This window comes from Burkholderia sp. Bp9031 (assembly GCF_003857965.1).
Taxonomy (GTDB): domain Bacteria; phylum Pseudomonadota; class Gammaproteobacteria; order Burkholderiales; family Burkholderiaceae; genus Burkholderia; species Burkholderia ambifaria_A.
The window spans coordinates 320,419-337,594 of record NZ_QTPW01000001.1; the positions used below are offsets into that span (position 1 = coordinate 320,419).

Annotated in this window: 10 protein-coding genes; 4 read left to right on the plus strand and 6 right to left on the minus strand. The window is 66.3% G+C overall.

The features are described 5' to 3' along the window. Positions 1–135 precede the first annotated feature (135 nt). The 4 genes from DIE15_RS01470 to DIE15_RS01485 all read left to right on the plus strand — a co-directional run bounded on the left by DIE15_RS01470 (position 136) and on the right by DIE15_RS01485 (position 4,498). Positions 136–1,569 carry a PLP-dependent aminotransferase family protein gene (locus DIE15_RS01470; RefSeq protein ID WP_124832150.1) on the plus strand — a complete coding sequence of 478 codons (1,434 nt, stop codon included), beginning with the start codon at positions 136–138 and terminating at the stop codon, positions 1,567–1,569. A gap of 85 nt (positions 1,570–1,654) precedes the next feature. Continuing rightward, positions 1,655–2,056 carry a hypothetical protein gene (locus tag DIE15_RS01475; protein WP_057925030.1) on the plus strand — a complete coding sequence of 134 codons (402 nt, stop codon included), beginning with the start codon at positions 1,655–1,657 and terminating at the stop codon, positions 2,054–2,056. Between the two features lie 199 nt (positions 2,057–2,255). After that, entirely contained in the window at positions 2,256–4,040 is a 1,785-nt protein-coding gene (locus DIE15_RS01480; RefSeq protein ID WP_124832152.1) for a nitrite/sulfite reductase, read from the plus strand. Beyond that, positions 4,037–4,498, plus strand: a complete 462-nt coding sequence (locus DIE15_RS01485; RefSeq protein WP_124832154.1) for a DUF934 domain-containing protein — start codon at positions 4,037–4,039, stop codon at positions 4,496–4,498. Before DIE15_RS01480 ends, DIE15_RS01485 begins: the two co-directional genes overlap by 4 nt. Positions 4,499–4,571: 73 nt before the next feature. On the opposite strand, the gene DIE15_RS01490 is transcribed toward DIE15_RS01485, so the two are convergent. The 6 genes from DIE15_RS01490 to DIE15_RS01515 form a co-directional block, all read right to left on the minus strand. Further along, positions 4,572–5,852: a virulence factor family protein gene (locus DIE15_RS01490; RefSeq protein WP_124832156.1), complete on the minus strand. Its 1,281-nt coding sequence runs from the start codon at positions 5,850–5,852 to the stop codon at positions 4,572–4,574. After that, on the minus strand, positions 5,849–8,443 hold the full coding sequence (gene mprF, locus DIE15_RS01495) for a bifunctional lysylphosphatidylglycerol flippase/synthetase MprF (protein WP_124832158.1): 2,595 nt from the start codon (positions 8,441–8,443) through the stop codon (positions 5,849–5,851). The genes DIE15_RS01490 and mprF overlap by 4 nt, the downstream gene beginning before the upstream one ends. Positions 8,444–8,959: 516 nt before the next feature. Further along, entirely contained in the window at positions 8,960–10,174 is a 1,215-nt protein-coding gene (icmH, locus tag DIE15_RS01500) for a type IVB secretion system protein IcmH/DotU (RefSeq protein ID WP_082664607.1), read from the minus strand. An 18-nt stretch (positions 10,175–10,192) separates the two neighbouring features. Further along, positions 10,193–14,302: a type VI secretion system membrane subunit TssM gene (tssM, locus tag DIE15_RS01505; RefSeq protein WP_124832160.1), complete on the minus strand. Its 4,110-nt coding sequence runs from the start codon at positions 14,300–14,302 to the stop codon at positions 10,193–10,195. A gap of 25 nt (positions 14,303–14,327) precedes the next feature. After that, complete coding sequence (gene tssL, locus DIE15_RS01510) at positions 14,328–15,632, minus strand: type VI secretion system protein TssL, long form (RefSeq protein ID WP_124832162.1); 1,305 nt, start codon at positions 15,630–15,632, stop codon at positions 14,328–14,330. 2 nt (positions 15,633–15,634) lie between these two features. Beyond that, a complete protein-coding gene (locus DIE15_RS01515) occupies positions 15,635–15,916 on the minus strand; it encodes a PAAR domain-containing protein (RefSeq protein ID WP_082664606.1) in 282 nt (93 codons plus the stop codon). Positions 15,917–17,176 lie beyond the last annotated feature (1,260 nt).

Consider the following 17,176-nt stretch of genomic DNA (forward strand, 5'->3'; position numbering starts at 1 on the left):
CGCGACGCGTCGCGGCCCGTCGCGCTTTTCTTTTCGAGCCGCTCGTCGGACAATGTGGGCCGCGCGGGCCGCGCCCGCCGGCGCGGCGCCGCACCGGCCTCGCGCGCGGCGGGCCACGTGCTCCCATCCGCACCGATGAAACGCTACGAAACCCTCGCCCACACGATCGCCGACGAAATCCGCAACGGCAACCTCGCGGTCGGCACGCGCCTGCCGTCGCTACGGCAGATCATCGCGCAGCATGGCGTGAGCCAGTCGACGGTGTTTCGCGCGTACTACCTGCTCGAACAGTGGGGGCTGATCCGCGCGCGCGAGCGCTCCGGTTATTACGTCGCGCCGGGCGCGGGCCCGGCCGCGACCCCGCCCGCGAAACGCCGCGCGAGCCGCGCCGGCGTGACGCGCAAGGTCGACATCAGCGATCTCGTGTTCTCGGTGCTCGACGCCGCGACGCAGCCTGGCATCGTGCCGCTCGGCTCCGCCTTCCCGTCGCCGCAGCTGTTTCCGCTGCCACGCCTCGCGAAATCGCTCGCGCAGGCGACGCGGCTCGTCAGCCCGTGGAGCACGGTCGTCGACCTGCCGCCCGGCAACGAGGCGCTGCGCCAGCAGATCGCACGGCGTTATCTCGCGACCGGCGTCGCGCAGCCCATCGACGAGATCGTCGTCACGAATGGCGCGCTGGAGGCGCTGAACCTGTGCCTGATGGCCGTCACGCGGCCCGGCGACGTCGTGGCGGTCGAATCGCCCGGCTTCTATGCGGCGCTGCAGGCGATCGAGCGGCTCGACCTGCGCGCGGTCGAAATCCCCGTCGATCCGCGCACGGGGCTCGATCTCGATGCGCTCGCGAACGCGCTCGACCGGCACGACATCCGCGCGTGCTGGTTCATGACCAATTTCCAGAATCCGACCGGCGTCACGCTGTCCATCGACAAGAAGCGTGCGCTCGTGGAGATGCTCGCCGCGCGCGAGGTGCCGCTGATCGAGGACGACGTCTACGGCGAGCTGCATTTCGGGCCCGACTACCCGCTGCCCGCGCGTGCCTTCGACCGGCACGGCCTCGTGATGCATTGCAGTTCGTTCTCGAAGACCCTCGCGCCCGGCTACCGGATCGGCTGGGCCGCCGCCGGCCGTTTCGCGGAAAAGGTGCAGCGGCTCAAGCTGATGACCACGCTGTCGGCGAGCATTCCCGCGCAGGCCGGCATCGCGAACTATCTGGAGCACGGCGGCTACGATCGTCACCTGCGCAAGCTGCGCGGCGCGCTGCAGACGCAGCTTGCCCGCATGGACGACGCGCTGCGGCGCTGGCTGCCGCCCGGCGTGGAATGGGTGCGGCCGGACGGCGGGTATTTCCTGTGGCTGTCGTTTCCCGATGCGATCGACGCGATGGAACTGCATCGCCTGGCGATCGCGCGCGGCATCAGCTTCGCGCCCGGGCCACTGTTCTCGGCCGCGCACGGCTTCGAGCGCTGCGTGCGCGTGAACTTCGGCCATCCGTGGAGCCGCGACATCGAACGCGCGATCCGCGTGCTCGGCGAGCTGGTCGCCGAGCCGGCGGTACGCAAGGCCGGTTGAGCCGCACGCAAGCCGCCGCGGTGCAGCCGACGCGCACACAGGTTACATTGCAAGCCCCTTCGCTCCTTCGCACGCCGCCCATCTCATGAGTGCATTGCCCTACCTCGATCACGCCGCGCTGCTGAAGCTCGCGGCCGAAGCCGCCGGCGTCACGCAGCCGTGCATCTGCACCAACACCCCGCTTGCCGGCTGGACGAGCCTGCCGCTGTCGCTGCAGGGCGCGCAGCTCGCCGAAGTGGCGACGCTCGCGCCGTCCGGCGACCCCGAGCCGACCTACGACGAATACCATCCGGCCGGCACGCGCTACTGGTCCGACAACGCGCCGATCGCGCCGCGCCACTTCCCGTACAACCGCTGCAACGTCAGCCGCTGCGTGTCGTGCGGCCGGCTGTATCTGCGCTACCAGGAAGGCGGCGGCTACTTCATCGACCAGCGTATCCGCGCACTCGATCCTGCATTGATCGTCGACGCGCAGGCGCAAGCCTGAGCCAGACGCGGGCATGCGCAGCGCATGCCCGACGTTCGCCGGCACGCCGTCGAACTGCTGCGCCCTTTTCGTCCCGATCTGCTGCTTGTCCCGCCGCCCCGCGTTCCCTACGCTGTCTCCGGTTGCCTGACACCCGTCGCAACGTCCCCTCCCGAGCGGCGCGCCTCCCCGCGCCGCCGCTCCTCTCGCGTATCACGTCATGTATCGATATACCGATTTCGACCGGGCGCTCGTGTACAGCCGCGCCGCCCAGTTCCGCGACCAGCTCGAACGCTGGCAGCACGGCACGCTGAACGAGGACGCGTTCCGGCCGTTGCGCCTGCAGAACGGCTGGTACGTGCAGCGCCATGCGCCGATGCTGCGCGTCGCCGTGCCGTACGGTGAACTGTCGAGCGCGCAGCTGCGCGTGCTCGCACGGATCGCACGCGACTACGACGTGCCCGACGACGCCACCTATCGCGCCGCGTGCGACACGCAGGCGCTGCTCGGCACGCTGCGCCTGCCGACTCGCAACGCGCACTTCACGACCCGCACCAACGTGCAGTTCAACTGGATTCCGCTCGCGAAGGCGGCCGACGTGATGGACTTGCTCGCGACCGTCGACATGCACGGGATCCAGACGAGCGGCAACTGCATCCGCAACATTTCGTGCGACGAGCGCGCGGGCGTCGCGCCGGACGAGATCGCCGATCCGCGCCCGTTCGCCGAGGTGATGCGCCAGTGGACGACGCTGCATCCGGAATTCGCGTTCCTGCCGCGCAAGTTCAAGATCGCGATCACCGGCGCGGCCGAGGACCGCGCGGCGACCGACTGGCACGACGTCGGGCTGAAGCTCGTGCGCAACGACGCGGGCGAACTCGGCTTTCGCGTGAGCGTCGGCGGCGGCATGGGCCGCACGCCGCTGATCGCGACGCTGCTGCGCACGTTCCTGCCGTGGCAGCACGTGATGAACTACATCGAGGCGATCGTCCGCGTGTACAACCGCTACGGGCGGCGCGACAACAAGTACAAGGCGCGCATCAAGATCCTCGTGAAAAGCGAGGGGCAGCGCTATATCGACGACGTCGAGGAAGAGTTCTGCCAGATCGTCGAGCACGACGGCGGCCCGCACACGATTCCGCAGGCCGAATTCGACCGCATCGCGGCATCGTTCGTGCCGCCGCGCCTGAAGTCGCGCACGCTCGACCTGGACGACGCCGACGCGCGCATGGCCGCACACGCCAATCGCCATCCGGCCTTTGCGCGCTGGCTCGCACGCAATGTCGCCGCGCACCGCGACCGCGCGCTGCGCATCGTCACGCTGTCGTTCAAGCGCCGCCTGCAGGCGCCCGGCGACGCGTCGCCCGAGCAGCTCGACGCGCTCGCCGAGCTCGCCGAGCGCTTCTCGGCCGGCGAGGCGCGCGTCACGCATGCGCAGAACGTGGTGCTGCCGTGGGTGCACGTCGACGACCTGTTCCTGCTGTGGGAACATGCGCGCGCGGTCGGCCTTGCCAGCGCGAACGTCGGACTCCTGACCGACATGATCGCGTGCCCGGGCGGCGACTTCTGCGCACTCGCGAACGCGCGCTCGATCCCGATCGCCGACGCGATCGCCGAACGGTTCCAGGATCTCGACATGCTGCACGACGTCGGCGACATCGACCTGCACATCAGCGGCTGCATCAACTCGTGCGGCCACCATCACAGCGGGCACATCGGCATCCTCGGCGTCGACAAGGACGGCGCGGAGTGGTATCAGGTGACGCTCGGCGGCTCGGACGGTACAAGCGCGAGCGGCCCCGCCCGGCCGGGCAAGGTGATCGGCCCGTCGTTCTCGGCGGACGAGATCGTCGACGTCGTGGACGCGCTCGTCAACACGTATCTCGACGCGCGGCTCGATGCCGACGGCCGCAGCGAACGATTCATCGACACGGTGCGCCGCATCGGCGCCGAACCCTTCAAGGCGGCGGCGAACGACGCACGTCACCACGCGGAGCATGCATGAAACCGACCGACGAACCCGCAAGCACGAATCCGCGCATCCGCCTTCTGACGCCGACCGAACACGCCGACGACGCGAATCCGCCCGACAGCGCGCTCCTGACGACCTTGACGACCCTGGCGATCGGCAACGACGAGGAACTGCCGCCGCTCGCCGCACGGATCGCGCAGGCCGCGCGCATCGACCTGCACTTTCCGTCCTTCACCGACGGCCGTGCATACAGCCAGGCGTACCTGCTGCGCAAGCGCTTCGGCTTCGCCGGCGACCTGCGCGCGACAGGCGACGTGCTGATCGACCAGTTGCTGCTGATGGAGCGCACCGGGTTTTCGAGTGCGGTGCTCGGCGCCGGCACCGATCTCGCGGCCGCGCACCGGCAGCTCGACCGGTTTCCGGGCTTCTACCAGCGCGATGCGAGAACGGCGACACCGCGGCAGGACGCCGCCACGCACGCGGAGAAGTAAAAACGGGCGGCCCGCAGGCCGCCCGTCCGATGAACCGCAAGCGCCGCGCCCGCCACGAAGCGGGCGCCCGCGTTCAGCGCGCCGCGACCGGCTTGCCGAACGCACCGAGAATCTTCCTCTCGAGCGCGATGTAGTCGTGGCCGAAGTGGTGGTCGCCCCCCGTCTTGATCACGTCGACACCCGTATTCACGAGCGCGGGGCACATCGTGTCCGTCTCTTCCGCGCCGTAGAAGCACTGCACGAGCGGCGGCGGCACCTTCGCGATTTCCGGCGCGACCTTCATCGCCTTGTCGCTCGCCGGCATCCCGAGCCAGCCCGTCACGCGAATCTGGAAATCCGCCGCCGGCGCGAAGCCGAGCAGCGACATCACCGAGACCTTGTCGCGCAGGTCGGCCGGCAGCCGGTTGTACGCGAACGGCATCACGTCCGCGCCGAACGAGTAGCCGACGAGCGCCACACGGTTCGCATGCCAGCGCGCCATGTACGTGCGCATCACGCGCGCCAGGTCGCGGCTCACCTGTGCGGGCGGCTTCTCGCTCCAGAAGTAGCGCAGGCTGTCGATGCCGACCACCGACACGCCGTCGCGCTGCAACGCCTCGGCGATCGTCTTGTCGAGATCGCGCCAGCCGCCGTCGCCCGAGATCACGATCGCGAGGCGGTCGCTGCCGCCCTTGGCCGGCAGCTCGACGAGCGGCAGGTCCGACACGTCGAGCTCGTCGCTGCGGCTGGTGTCGTGCAGGTGCGACGCGACGAGCGACACGAGCTTCGCGGTGTCGCCGGCCGCGGCCGTTTCGACGAAGCCAGGCATCGCGCGGCGCACGATCGTCGGATCCGGCGGACACGGCTTGAAGCGCGCATCGAGCTTCGCGGCCGGCGCCACCGACGCGACGCCGGCGATCGTGTTCTCCGGCGCCATCGACAGGATCTGTTTCGCGATCGCGCCGCCCTGGCCCACGCCCGCGACGATCGGCGTGTAGTAACGCGCCGATTGCGCGAGGCGTTCGAGCTGGTGGCTGACCGCCTCGGCGTCGCCGTCGAGGTGGTGACAGGTTTCCTGCTTCGCGGCGAGGTTCGCCGCATAGCGCTCCGAATCCACGCCGACCGTCATCGCGCCCGCTTTCGCGAGTGCGTCGGCCGCCTGCTGGTCGGCGGCGCCCCAGCCGCGCTCACGCGAGTACAGCACCACGAAGCCGCGCAGCGGGCCGCTCGGCTTCGTCACGGTCACGGGGCCGTAGCGGCCGCCCGACACGGTTTCCGGTTTCGCCGCCGCCGGCTGCGCCGCGAGCGCGGCGCCGGCCAGCATCATTCCCGCGCAGGCGACTGCCGCCTGCGCGATACCCTTCTTCAACATCATGAACGCCGACCTCCAGCCAGCAGGGACAGATCCGCGAGCGTGACGAACACGCCAACCGAGCCCGAGGCCGCGAGATAGCGCGGCTCCCAGTGCGGCTCGAACTTGCTCTTGAATGCACGCAAGCCACGGAAGTTGTAGAAGCGGCCGCCGAAGCGCCAGACCATCAGCCCGAACCGGTGCCATGGCGACGGCATCTTCGCCGCCCCCATCCCCGAGAACGGCGCGATGCCCAGGCTCAGCTTGCGGAACCCCGCTTCCTTCAGATGCAGCGCGAGCTGCGTAAACAGATACTCCATCGCATACGGCGACGCGTCCGGCAGATGGCGCATCACGCCGACCGTCGCCTCGGTGTTGAGGTCGGTCGTCATGAACGTGACGAACGCGATCGGCTTGTCGGCCTGGCGCACCAGCATCACCGACTGCGTCGCGAGATAGCCGTCGTGGAACGCGGCCACCGAGAAGCTTTTCTCGCGCGCGTCGCGGCTGTCGAGCCAGCCGTCCGAGATGTCGCGCAGCGACGGCAGCGCAGCCGGCACGTCGCGCGGCGCGATCACCTCGACCGTCAGCGCGTCCTTGTCGCCGCGGCGCAGTGCATAGCGCAGGTGCGACCGGTTCGAGCCCTTCAGGTCGAACCGGTCGAGCGCGATGTGCGCTTCCTCGCCGAGCTTCATCAGCGTGAGCCCCGCGTCGAGATACAGCGGCAGCGCGTTCGCGCGCACCTGGTAGAACGCCGCGCGGCCGCTGTGCGCGTGCGCCAGCGCAATGAACTTGCCGATCAGCGCCGGCCATTCCTCACGCGGGCCGACCGGGTCGTGCAGCGCGGCCCACGTGCGGCCGTTCTTCGCGTACATCAGGAACGCGCGGCGCGATTCGGAAAACAGGAACGACTTGTCGCCCATCAGCGCGAGGCCCGCATCGCTGCATTCCTGCGCGCGGATGATCTGCTCGGCGTCGAGCAGGTCCTGCGCGACCGGCTTCACGAAACGGCCGGGTGCGGGACGCAGCAGCTGCCATAGCGCGAACATCGCGACGAACACGCCGGCCGCGAGCGTGGCGCGCAGCGCCCGCGGCGCGCGCTCGTCGAACGCGAAATGCGACCACAGATCGCGCGTGTACGGCACGTCGCGGAACGCGAAGCACAGCACCCACACGGCGAGGACGAGCACCATCGTCACCGACACGAACCAGCTCACCGTGAAGCGCTCGGCGAGCAGTGACGAGTGACGGTTGAAACGGCGGCGGCTGACGAGCAGCAGCACCAGCAGCGTGCCGAGCACGCCCGCCTCGACGAACGCGAGGCCCTTCGCGAACGACAGCGCGAGGCTCGCGAGCGTCAGCGCGAAGGTCATCCACCATGCGCCGTCCAGCCGCCGCAGCAGTCCGCGCGCGACGAACAGCAACGCGACGCCCAGCACGCTGCAGATCACCTGCGAGCCTTCGAGCACCCACAGCGGCACGATGTTGCGCAGGATCGCGATCCGGTGCCAGAACGCGGGCGTCGCGCTCGAGATCACCAGCATCCCGCCGACCGCGAAGGTCACGAGGCTCAGGAACAGCGGCGCCAGTTGCGACACGCGCGCGGCCTGCCGCGACACGAGCCGGCGCCGCAGCGCGCGGCCCTCGAAACCGGCCAGCAGGCCGGCCGACAGCACGAGCGGCACGCCGAAGTAGATCGCGCGATAGGCGATCAGCGCGGCGACCATCTCGTGCGCGGGCACTTCGCGGCCCAGCGTGAAGACCATCGCGGCCTCGAACACGCCGATCCCGCCCGGCGTATGGCCGATCATCCCGAGCAGCAGCGCGGCCGCGTACACGGTGATGAAGGTCGGGAAGCCGACCGGCGCGGCCGGCAGCAACACCCACAGCGTCAGGCCGGCGGCCACGACGTCGAGCACCGCGTACACGACCTGGGCGACGAGATCGCGCCGCGCGGGCACGTCAAACGATAGCCATGTGAAGCGCGTGACGACCGGACGCGCGGTGTTGCCGCACATCGCGGTCATCACGGCGAGCAACGCAAGCAGCGCGGCGCCGCTCCACGTGAGCACGCCGGGCACGACATGCAGCATTGCTGCGAGCGTCTGCGGCACGCAGACCATGCCGAGCGCCGTCATCAGTACCAGCGCGAGCGCGAGCGTGCCGCTGGTGAATACCGTCATCCGGCCGATCTGCGCGGGCGTGACGCCCGACACGCCGTACACGCGAGCGCGTACCGCGCCGCCCGTCAGCGCGCCGAAGCCGGTCGCGTTGCCGAGCGCGGAGCCGGCGATCGCGCCGATCCACAGCGCGGCACGCGGCACCTTCGCGGCGACGTAGCGCAGGCCGACCGCATCGCGGGCGACGAGCGCGAGATAGCTGAGGGCCGTCGCGGCCAGCGACGCGCCCCATTCGCCGACGGACATGTGGCGCAGTTGGCGGATCACCGACCGATAGTCGACGGATTCGGACAGGTGCTGGAAAACCACGATCAGCAGCAGGCCGATGCCGAGCGCGAGCAGCGGCGACAGCACGCGCTCGTTGCGGATCAGCGTCGACACACGGGCGATCGCCGTCGCGGCACGGCCGGGCGGACCAGGGTGGCGGGAAGACATAGATTGTTCAGTGGTGGCGCATAGCATGTCGCGGCGCGGGACGGCCGGGCGGCGACGCATCTGGTTGTTCTGCGTGGGCGGTCGGCCTGCGACGGAGGCAGGCGGCGCCTGGATCAGAAATTACGAGTATACGGAATTTATATTACAGAATCTTTCGATCCCGCACCGGGCGGTTCGGGCGCGGCGGGCGGATCGGGGACGCATCGAATTCATGCGCAAGGTGCGCATCATACAGGGGACCACCGCGGATTTTTCATCGGATGAATGACTTGTGATGCTTTTGGGAGAAATTCTCCCGGCTGCGCGGCGCGAGCGAGGGAAAAACCGCGAGCGGGCACGGGTTCGGGGAATGGGGACGAATTGCCGCGCCCGCCTCACGGGCCCTTCATCGCTCCGTCATCGCGCCCGTCACTTCGCCCGCTCGTGCTCCGCCAGCCCGACCGCCTTGTCGCGCGAGTCGGTGCCGGCCCGCTCGCGCAGCACGTCAATGAGCGCGCGCACGTTCGCAATCAGGCATCAATCTGTAATGGTCACTTCGACGCGACGATTTCTCGCCCTTCCCGACGCGGTGCCGTTGTCCGCCAGCGAATCGGCATCGCCATTTCCCTCGACGTTGATGCGCGGCGCCGGTACTCCTGCCGCAACGAGAATTTGGGCCACGCGCCGTGCTCGCACTTCGGAAAGCGCCTGGTTAGATGCTTGACGTGTCGAACTGATCGGTGTGCTATCCGCGTATCCCGCCACCCGGACGGTCGCGCCCTCGGTCACAGCCGCGATTTCTCGGCCGGCCGAAGCCGCCACCGAAGCGCCCCACGGCGCCACCGTTGCTTCCCCGGGCCCAAACATTCCGCTGAATCGGAGCGTCAAGGCATTGCGCCCGGCGTCGCGGATCAGTTCGACATTCCCTGCAGCAACTTCATCGCGAAGGCGCAGTTCCAGATTGCGAGCCAGCGCATCGAGCGGCGACGCCCGGAGCCTCTCTTTCGTGCGAACCCAACGGTCTACGGCGGCATATCCCCCCGCTCCCAGCAGCAACGCAACCGCGAGACCTCCGACGAACCTCGTTCGCGACCGACGCACCGCCACCGGACGTACCCACGGATCGACCGTCTGTCGCCGACGTTTCAGCGGCTCGCTGATGCGATTCACGCTCTGCCCACCCGACATAACCACGTCGTGTACGTGTTCGCGAATGACCTGCAAGCGCTTTTGACCACCTGCTTCGAATCGGTATCGCCCACGAAACCCGAGATCGAGTATGTTCTGGTACAACTCAATCAGATCGAGGTTCTCGCGCGGATGGCGCATTGCCTCGTCGATCAGCTGGAAAACACGGTCGCCGCCCTGACGATCATGCCCTAACACACTCGCCAGGCTGTTGTCCTGCCATTCGACGCCGGTTGTTTCGCCCTTTCCCCAAGACGTCTGCATCGCCGCCTCGTCGAGCGCGGAGCACAGACAATAGCTTGCGCACCGGACGTGCTCGGGTCGGACCTGGAACTCACCGCAGATGCGGGTGAAGAGAAGAATTTCCTGGCCCAGCCATCGACGCCACCGTGCAATAGCGTCGGCATCGAGCGTTTCAGGCGTATTGGACAACGCCTGCAACAGGATGCGCGACGCTTCGAGCAGCGGGTTGATCGCCTGCTCCGCTGCCTTGAGCCGTGCGGCAACAGGCGGCGACGCCACGGCCCCTGCGTGGCCCTGCGGATCAGTTGTCGAAAGAGTCATCGATCGATCCCTGCCGGTTCAGTGGAAAGCGCTTCCCGCGCTCGCCGGCAACATGCCTCGCGGCAACCCCGGCGGCGGGCCGCTGTCCGGCAGGTTGAACGCCGACATCGTGCTGGGACACCGGAACGTCTTCAGCACGTCGCTCGTCAGCGGATTCGCGACACTCCCGGCGCTCACGACGTCGAGCGCCGCTTGACGACCGTCGAAACTGAACGCGACGCGTGTGCGGCCCGGCGTCGCCGTCTCCACCACACGACCCGTCTGGAGCAGGCGCATCAACGCCCACGGTCCGTCCGCGGCGATCGTCGACGTATCCGGCCGAATCCGCGGACTGGCCGTGATTTCCGTGTGGACGCCGCCGCGCGGCCCCGGCCACGTGACCGTGAAAGGCGCGACCGGACCGTGTTGATAAAGCGTCGTCTGTCCATCGATGTCGAGCGACAGGCTCATGATCGTCGGGTCGAGCTCGGGAATCCGGATGTCGGCCTTCCAGGTCAGTTGCTTGTGGCCGGGATCGTTGAAGAAGACGTCGCGGATTGCCTTCGCATGCTCGAACGGCTCAAGGTCCGGCCCCTGCATGGGTTCGGTCGCGCCCGGCAGTGTCCGGTAACGCCAAGGCTTCGCGGCCGTATCGACGAACGGCGCAAGCGTTTTTGCGAAGAAGTCGTCGATCACGCCGCCCTGCGCAAACACCCGGGTGAAATCGTCGATGCTGACATCACGCTTGCTGTCCGGTGAAAACGGATAATTGCCCTCGACAATCAGCCGACATGTGTCGCCGACCACCGCCTGCATCTGGCGCGACAGCAGTTGGCCAATCCCCTGATTGACTTCGCGCGAACCATCCGCGGCGAGCTGCAGCAATACCGCGCGGAACGGCGCGGGCATCGTGTCGGCCGTCATCTTCAGTTTCGCGGCTACGTCGCTCGCCGGTGGCATGCTGTTGTTCGACAACGCATTGTCGGCAACGGTGAGCGTCGTGTAATAGTCGTTCAGCAGGTTGGTGACGCCGTCCAGCCCCGTCTTGTCCGCCTGCGTGGCGGCAGGCTGCGGATCGGATTGCGCATCCACGCTCCCTGTCACGACCTCGCGCAGCGCCGCAAAGTGATTGTCGACGAGTTCCCGTTCGACGCGTTCCGACGCTCGAATACCCAACGCCTTGTCCGCCTTCTGATTGAGCTGATCGGCGGCCCGCTGCAGCAGCGAACCGTCCGACGCGGCCATCGACTGCGTGAGCGTCGTCTCGTGCACGGCTGCGCGCGCAAGCCGCACCAGCGGCGAATCGGGCGCCGCGAAGCTGCGCAGCACCTTCAGATTGAACGCAAGGCTCGTGCCGCTCACGGTCCGGATGTCGTCGAGAAACGCGTCCCACTGCTGCGCATATTCCATCAGGTATTCGCGGCGGACCGCATCGGTCAACGCATCGTCCGCGCCGGTCGCGTTGCTCACGATCTCAGCCGTTTTTTTTTGCGCCGAATCCGACAACCTCGCCAGATACGAGCGTCCCATCACCCACGCATCGTCGTCTCGCGCGATCTGCACGAATTCCGGCAATCGCTTGTCGAACAGGTTCCGATAACCTTCGTACGTGAACAGACCCGACACGCCGCGCGACAACGGCGCGTCACTCGCCCGCGTGAACACCGTGCCGGCCTGCGGGCCGACCGCGCGCAGGAGCGTAAACTCGTCGGGCGCCTCCTTGAGCATGGCCGCCTTCGCGCGCTGGTAAAGGCGATCGGTTGCGTTGCTACCGTCGAGAAACGCGCGCGCCTGCTGCATCAGCGCATCGTTGCGGATCAGCGGCGACTGCACCACGCGCTCTCCGGAGAAGAGCTGCTGCACGTGGTCGATCATCGACGCACGTCCACCGAAAACCGCCGCGCTGTCGGTCTTCGCCCAGTCGTCGAGCACCCATGCCTTGACGTCATCTGCATTGAACTTCGCCTTGTCGTACAGCATCAGGTATACGCGCAGCGCATCGTAGGCGGCCTTCGGATCCTTGCTGGCGATCGCACCGGACATGACGTCTTCCAGGCGGCGCACGATCTGCGGCAGCAGCAGGTTGTCCTCGAGCGCGTCGTAGGCTTGGCGGCTTTCGGTGGCGATGTCCGTTGGCGTATAGAGACCGTAGCGCCACGTACTGTCCGGGCCCGACAGGTCCAGGCCCGGGAAGGTCGGCAGATAGCGTGCGTCGGTCAGCGTGTCCGGCACGGTTTCCAGTTTGGGTTCCTTGTAGAGCTGGGTGACGCGAGCCGTGAGCGCCGTCACCTTGCGGCCAATCGCATCGAGATAGTCGCTGTTGTGGCCGAAGCTCGCGCGGAATCCGATTGCCAGCCACACGAACAACAGCAGGGCCAACGTGTGGCCGATCAGGCGCAAAAGCCGGTAGCGGTATTCCCAGCGCAGGTTGGGGCTCACCAGATGCGCTTCCGGGAACACGACACGGGTCAGGAGGTCGTGCAGGAAGAAACCTTGGTTGCCCTCGGCGGCCCGAGCCGACGAAACGGGAACTCGGTCCTGAGTCGACAGAAGGCGTTGAACGACTGTACTGCGCTCAACAACGATCTCGCCGTCCTGTTGCCGCGCACTCGCGAAATACACGCCGCGCAACGTCGAATGGAGCTGGGTATCGTCGTAACGCGAGTCGAGAAACACCCGGTCGATCAAGTCGAGCAGCGGTCCGAGCAGCGCGGCAAACTCCTCGGGCAAAGCGGCAAGCGATCGGCGCTTGCGCGAATCGTGCTCATCCTGCAGATGCGTATCGATCGAACCGCTAAGCCGTTGCGCGAGTTCGGCGAGTTCCGCCTGGCAGCGCGCGCGCAGCCCTTCCTTTGCAACCGTTTCCTTGCCATATGGAAGCGTGAAGCCCCACGCCTGCGCCCGCCCCTCAGCCGCCAGCGTCCCGAAATACTCGGCGAAACCCGTCAGACGATCCATCTTCGTGACCATCACGTAGACAGGGAAACGAATACCCAACTCCTGTCTCAGTTCGGCCAGCCGCGCACGCAACGCGGCAGCCTCAGCCACACGCGCCTGTTCGTCGGCACCTGCCAACGTGGCAAGATCGATCGTCAGCAACGCGCCGTTGATCGGCGCGCGAGGCCGATGCCGGCGCAGCATGCCCAGAAATCCAAGCCATTCCGCGCGATCGATCTTCTGTCTGCGTTCACCCGCATCTTGACCGGGCGGAACGACATGGCCGCTGGCGGTCGACACGGCGGCGGCTTTCGATTGCGCTGCCTCATTCCGCTTCGCATCGTCTTTAGCCTCTCCAGCCGGCTGGACATCGGCGCCGTTCTTGCCCGGAACGCCGGTTGTCTGCTTTGCCGTTTCCGCGACGGGCGCATCGACGTCCTCGGCCGTCGACATGCCATGACGCGTGTAGTAGCCGGCCGTGTCGATCAACACCGCGTCATTGGTCAGCCACCAGTCCACCGAGGCAGCGTCGCCGACAGGCATCCCGGCCGCGCGCTGCATCTGCTCGGCAACGGGAAACACCAATCCGCCGTTCATCAGTACGCTGGTCTTGCCGGCCCTTTGCGATCCGAGCGTGATGTACCACGGCAACTCGTACAAATAGCGCTTGCCCTGGAACAGCTTGCCAAGACCACGCGCGCCGGTACGCATCGATTTGAGGCGCGTGAGCGCGCTCGTCACGATCCCTTCGATTTTCTGCAAGCGTGGGGCAGCAGGCGATTCATCCTTGCGGCGATCCATGCGCAGCATCTTCTTCATGAACGCATCGTCTTCGCGCATCTTTTGCCACAGGCGGACGATCCAGAAGAGGGCAAAAGCGGCCACGACCAGTGCGATCGCGGTGAGTCGGGCCGACACGGGCTCGAGCGGCGCCGTATGGCCGAGCGACAGCAGCGGCGCCGCATACCAGATCAGCAGGCACAGCAACGCGACAAACACGACGCTCGTCGACAAGCCCACGAGCCAGAGCAGCACACCGGCGAGCAACAGCGCGATCAGCAGCACGCGCATGCCGGCGCCGGCGAGCGGCTTGAGCCCACCGAACGCGAAAAACGGGCCGACGAACCAGATCACCAGTGCGACAACGATCAGTGCGAGGAACGCGAGGAACTGGCGCGAGGCCAGAAACGACAGGAACTGGAACTTCTTCATGTGTTATTCCGGAAACGGATCTGGCTTAGCGTGCGACGTCGATCTCGACGCGCCGGTTTTGTGCGCGCCCCTGCGCGGTGCGGTTGTCGCCGACCGGATCGGCATCGCCCTTCCCGACGGCTTCGAGCCGGTTGGCCGGCACCCCGGCGGTTTGCAGCATCTGCATGACCTGGGTGGCGCGCTCTTCCGACAGCACCTGATTCGATGCGAAATGCCGGCTGCGAATCGGCACGTTGTCTGTGTAGCCGATGATCGTTACCTTGCCCGGCACCTTGGCGATCTCTGCGGCTATCTTCGAAATCAGCGGATTCATCGATGCCTGAACCGAAGCGCCGCCGGGCTTGAACATCGCGTCGCCGCGGAACGTGACGGCGCTGTGGCGGGCGTCTTCGTCGACGCTGACAGTGCCGGCAGCAATTTCATCCTTGAGCAACTGCTTGAGGTGCAACTGTGGCGGCGGTGCAGGCGGCGGCGTCATGCGGGCGATGTTGGCGATCTGCTTCTGAACATCCGCGCTACGGCTGAACAGTTCGTACTTGAACCATCCGAAAAGTCCGAGCAGGATTACCGACAGTACCGTTACGGTGATCCATACCGGAAAATCGGTGAAGGCCAAGCGCTTGCCTTTCGCGGTCGATTGCCAGTGGGGCGACAGCGTCAGCGGCGCCGGATCGCGCTGCGACGTAATCACGTTGTAGAGCCGCTGACGAATCGCGTCGTGCTTGCGCTTACCGTCGGTCACGCCCCGGTAGCGGCCTTCGAAACCAAGACTGAGAATCCGGTAGATCACCTGAAGGAGGTCTCGATGCTCGTGAGGGTCCTCCAGCAAGCGGCCGATCAGCAGGTAGACCTTGTCGCCGCCCTTGAGGTCTCCATGGAAAGTGGTCGCGAGTCCACCTTGGATCCATTCGATCGCCGACGAGCCCTCCTTGCCCCATGCGGTTTGCGCGACCGCTTCATCGAGTGCCGTGCACAGGCAGTAGCTCGCGCCGATCATGTGGTCGCGACGGATATTGGTCTGCTCGCATAGCCTCTCGAACACGCGGACCTCCTCTGCGAGAAGCCTCCGCAACAACACGACCGCGTCTCTCGACTCAAATCTTTCTGGCATGTCGGCCTGCGCACGCAGCAACACGCGGGAAGCCTCGAGCAACGGATTTGACGCGACCTTGACCTTGGCCAGACGCTGCTCGAAACTTTCGGGAGGCGCAATATCCAGGCTGGCGGGCGTATCGTCCCCCCGGTTCAACGCTTTCTCCAATGTTTCCTCGCCGTTCACGGGAGTTTGCGCGGCGCCAAACGGTGCACTGGATTTCCTGGGTGTCGACATAGTTAGCGCCCCACCTTGGCCGTTGAAGCGGCAATCAACCGACAGCCGCATTCGGTGCGGTGCCCATGTAATGCAACGTACCGCCCGCCGACGCTGAGCGTAGGATGGGCTTCGATAATCTTGTTGATCCCGTGCGGACGTCCGTCCGGATAGGTTTCCGGACAATCGACAAGATCGTGCAGGCGGGCAATTTTCTTGCCGCCGATTTTGTGCGTATCCGAGCCGGTAATGATCCGGCCGCCATGGTCGGTTGTGTCCCCGACGACTGCGATGCTGGTTGACATGGTGCTATTCGTAGGCTGGCGCGCTCAATAGCGCGGAAAGGTGCTGAAGTCGACTTTCGCTGGCGGCGGTAACGTCCGGAACTGCTCGGCGAGGTAGTTGCCGCGATCCGCCGCCGCCACCCTTGCACGTTCGGCGGCAATGTGCGCGGCATCGTCTTTCAGGCCGAGCGATCGCACGCGCCTGTCGTCGCCGACGAAGACCGTCCGTGCCCAACCGTAACCGCCGGGTGCGTATTCATGGAAATAGGGCACGCGGAACCATGCGCGGCTATCGTGAACATAATCGTCCAGCAAGCGGATCGCGGCGCGAGGCAGCTTTCGCACGGCCTCGTCAGACGTGTGCTTAAGCAGGAACGGCAGCATCTCCTGCGTCGGCGTGAGAACAAAATCCAGGGTCGGCTGATACTCGGCGACGGTGCCGAATAGCATGATCACCCGGTCACGGTCCCCCATCCAGGCAGCCGTGGACCCTTGCCTACGGTGCGTAGCGACATCCTTCCGGTCGACCGTCAAGTAATACGCCTCGGCGTTCTGCTCCAAGGGAACTGCCTTTCCGATAGGCCCCTTCTTCAGCGTCACCGTGTCTGCCGGTGGTAGTGCCCAGTACACCTGCCAACGCCATCGTTGATCGGGATACAGATACGCCAGCAAGAGCCGGAACTCTTCCGCGGCTTCCAGAAGGTCGGTCTTGTCGTTCGTCATCACGTCCGTCGTGCCTTCGCCAGGGCGAGGCGGTTTCCCCGCTGCGGCCGCCAGGATGTCGGCATCCTTTTTCTTGATTTGCTCGGCAAGTTCGGCCGCCTTTTTCTTGAACGGATTCGCGAGGGCCGGAATCGCAGGCATGCTGAGCGCTGCAGCTTCAAGATCTGCCTTTTGCTTCTCGAGCTGTTGCTTCTCGCGCTTCAAGTCGTCAAGCCGCGCAGTCGATGTGGCCTTGCTCGCGATTCGCGTTTCCAGTCCGTAGGGCGTGACCTCGTGTTCAGGCGCATGTTGGAAGAATTCCTGCGACGTGATGTAGGCCTGCGGATTTCCATAATCCGCACGCAAGGTACGCCATGCGAGCGACTGCCCCATGCCGATGCGAAGTGCCGATTCGACGCTGTCGAGGGGTTTCTGATTGACGGTCGAGAGCCAGTCGTTAAAGGCGCGGGCAACGTTTGAAGATATACGGAAGTCCTGCTCCACGATCTTCGGAAGTGGAGTTTTATCAGTCTTTACTGCTAACGGCACCCCGGTCTTTAGTGCCTCGATATACATGTT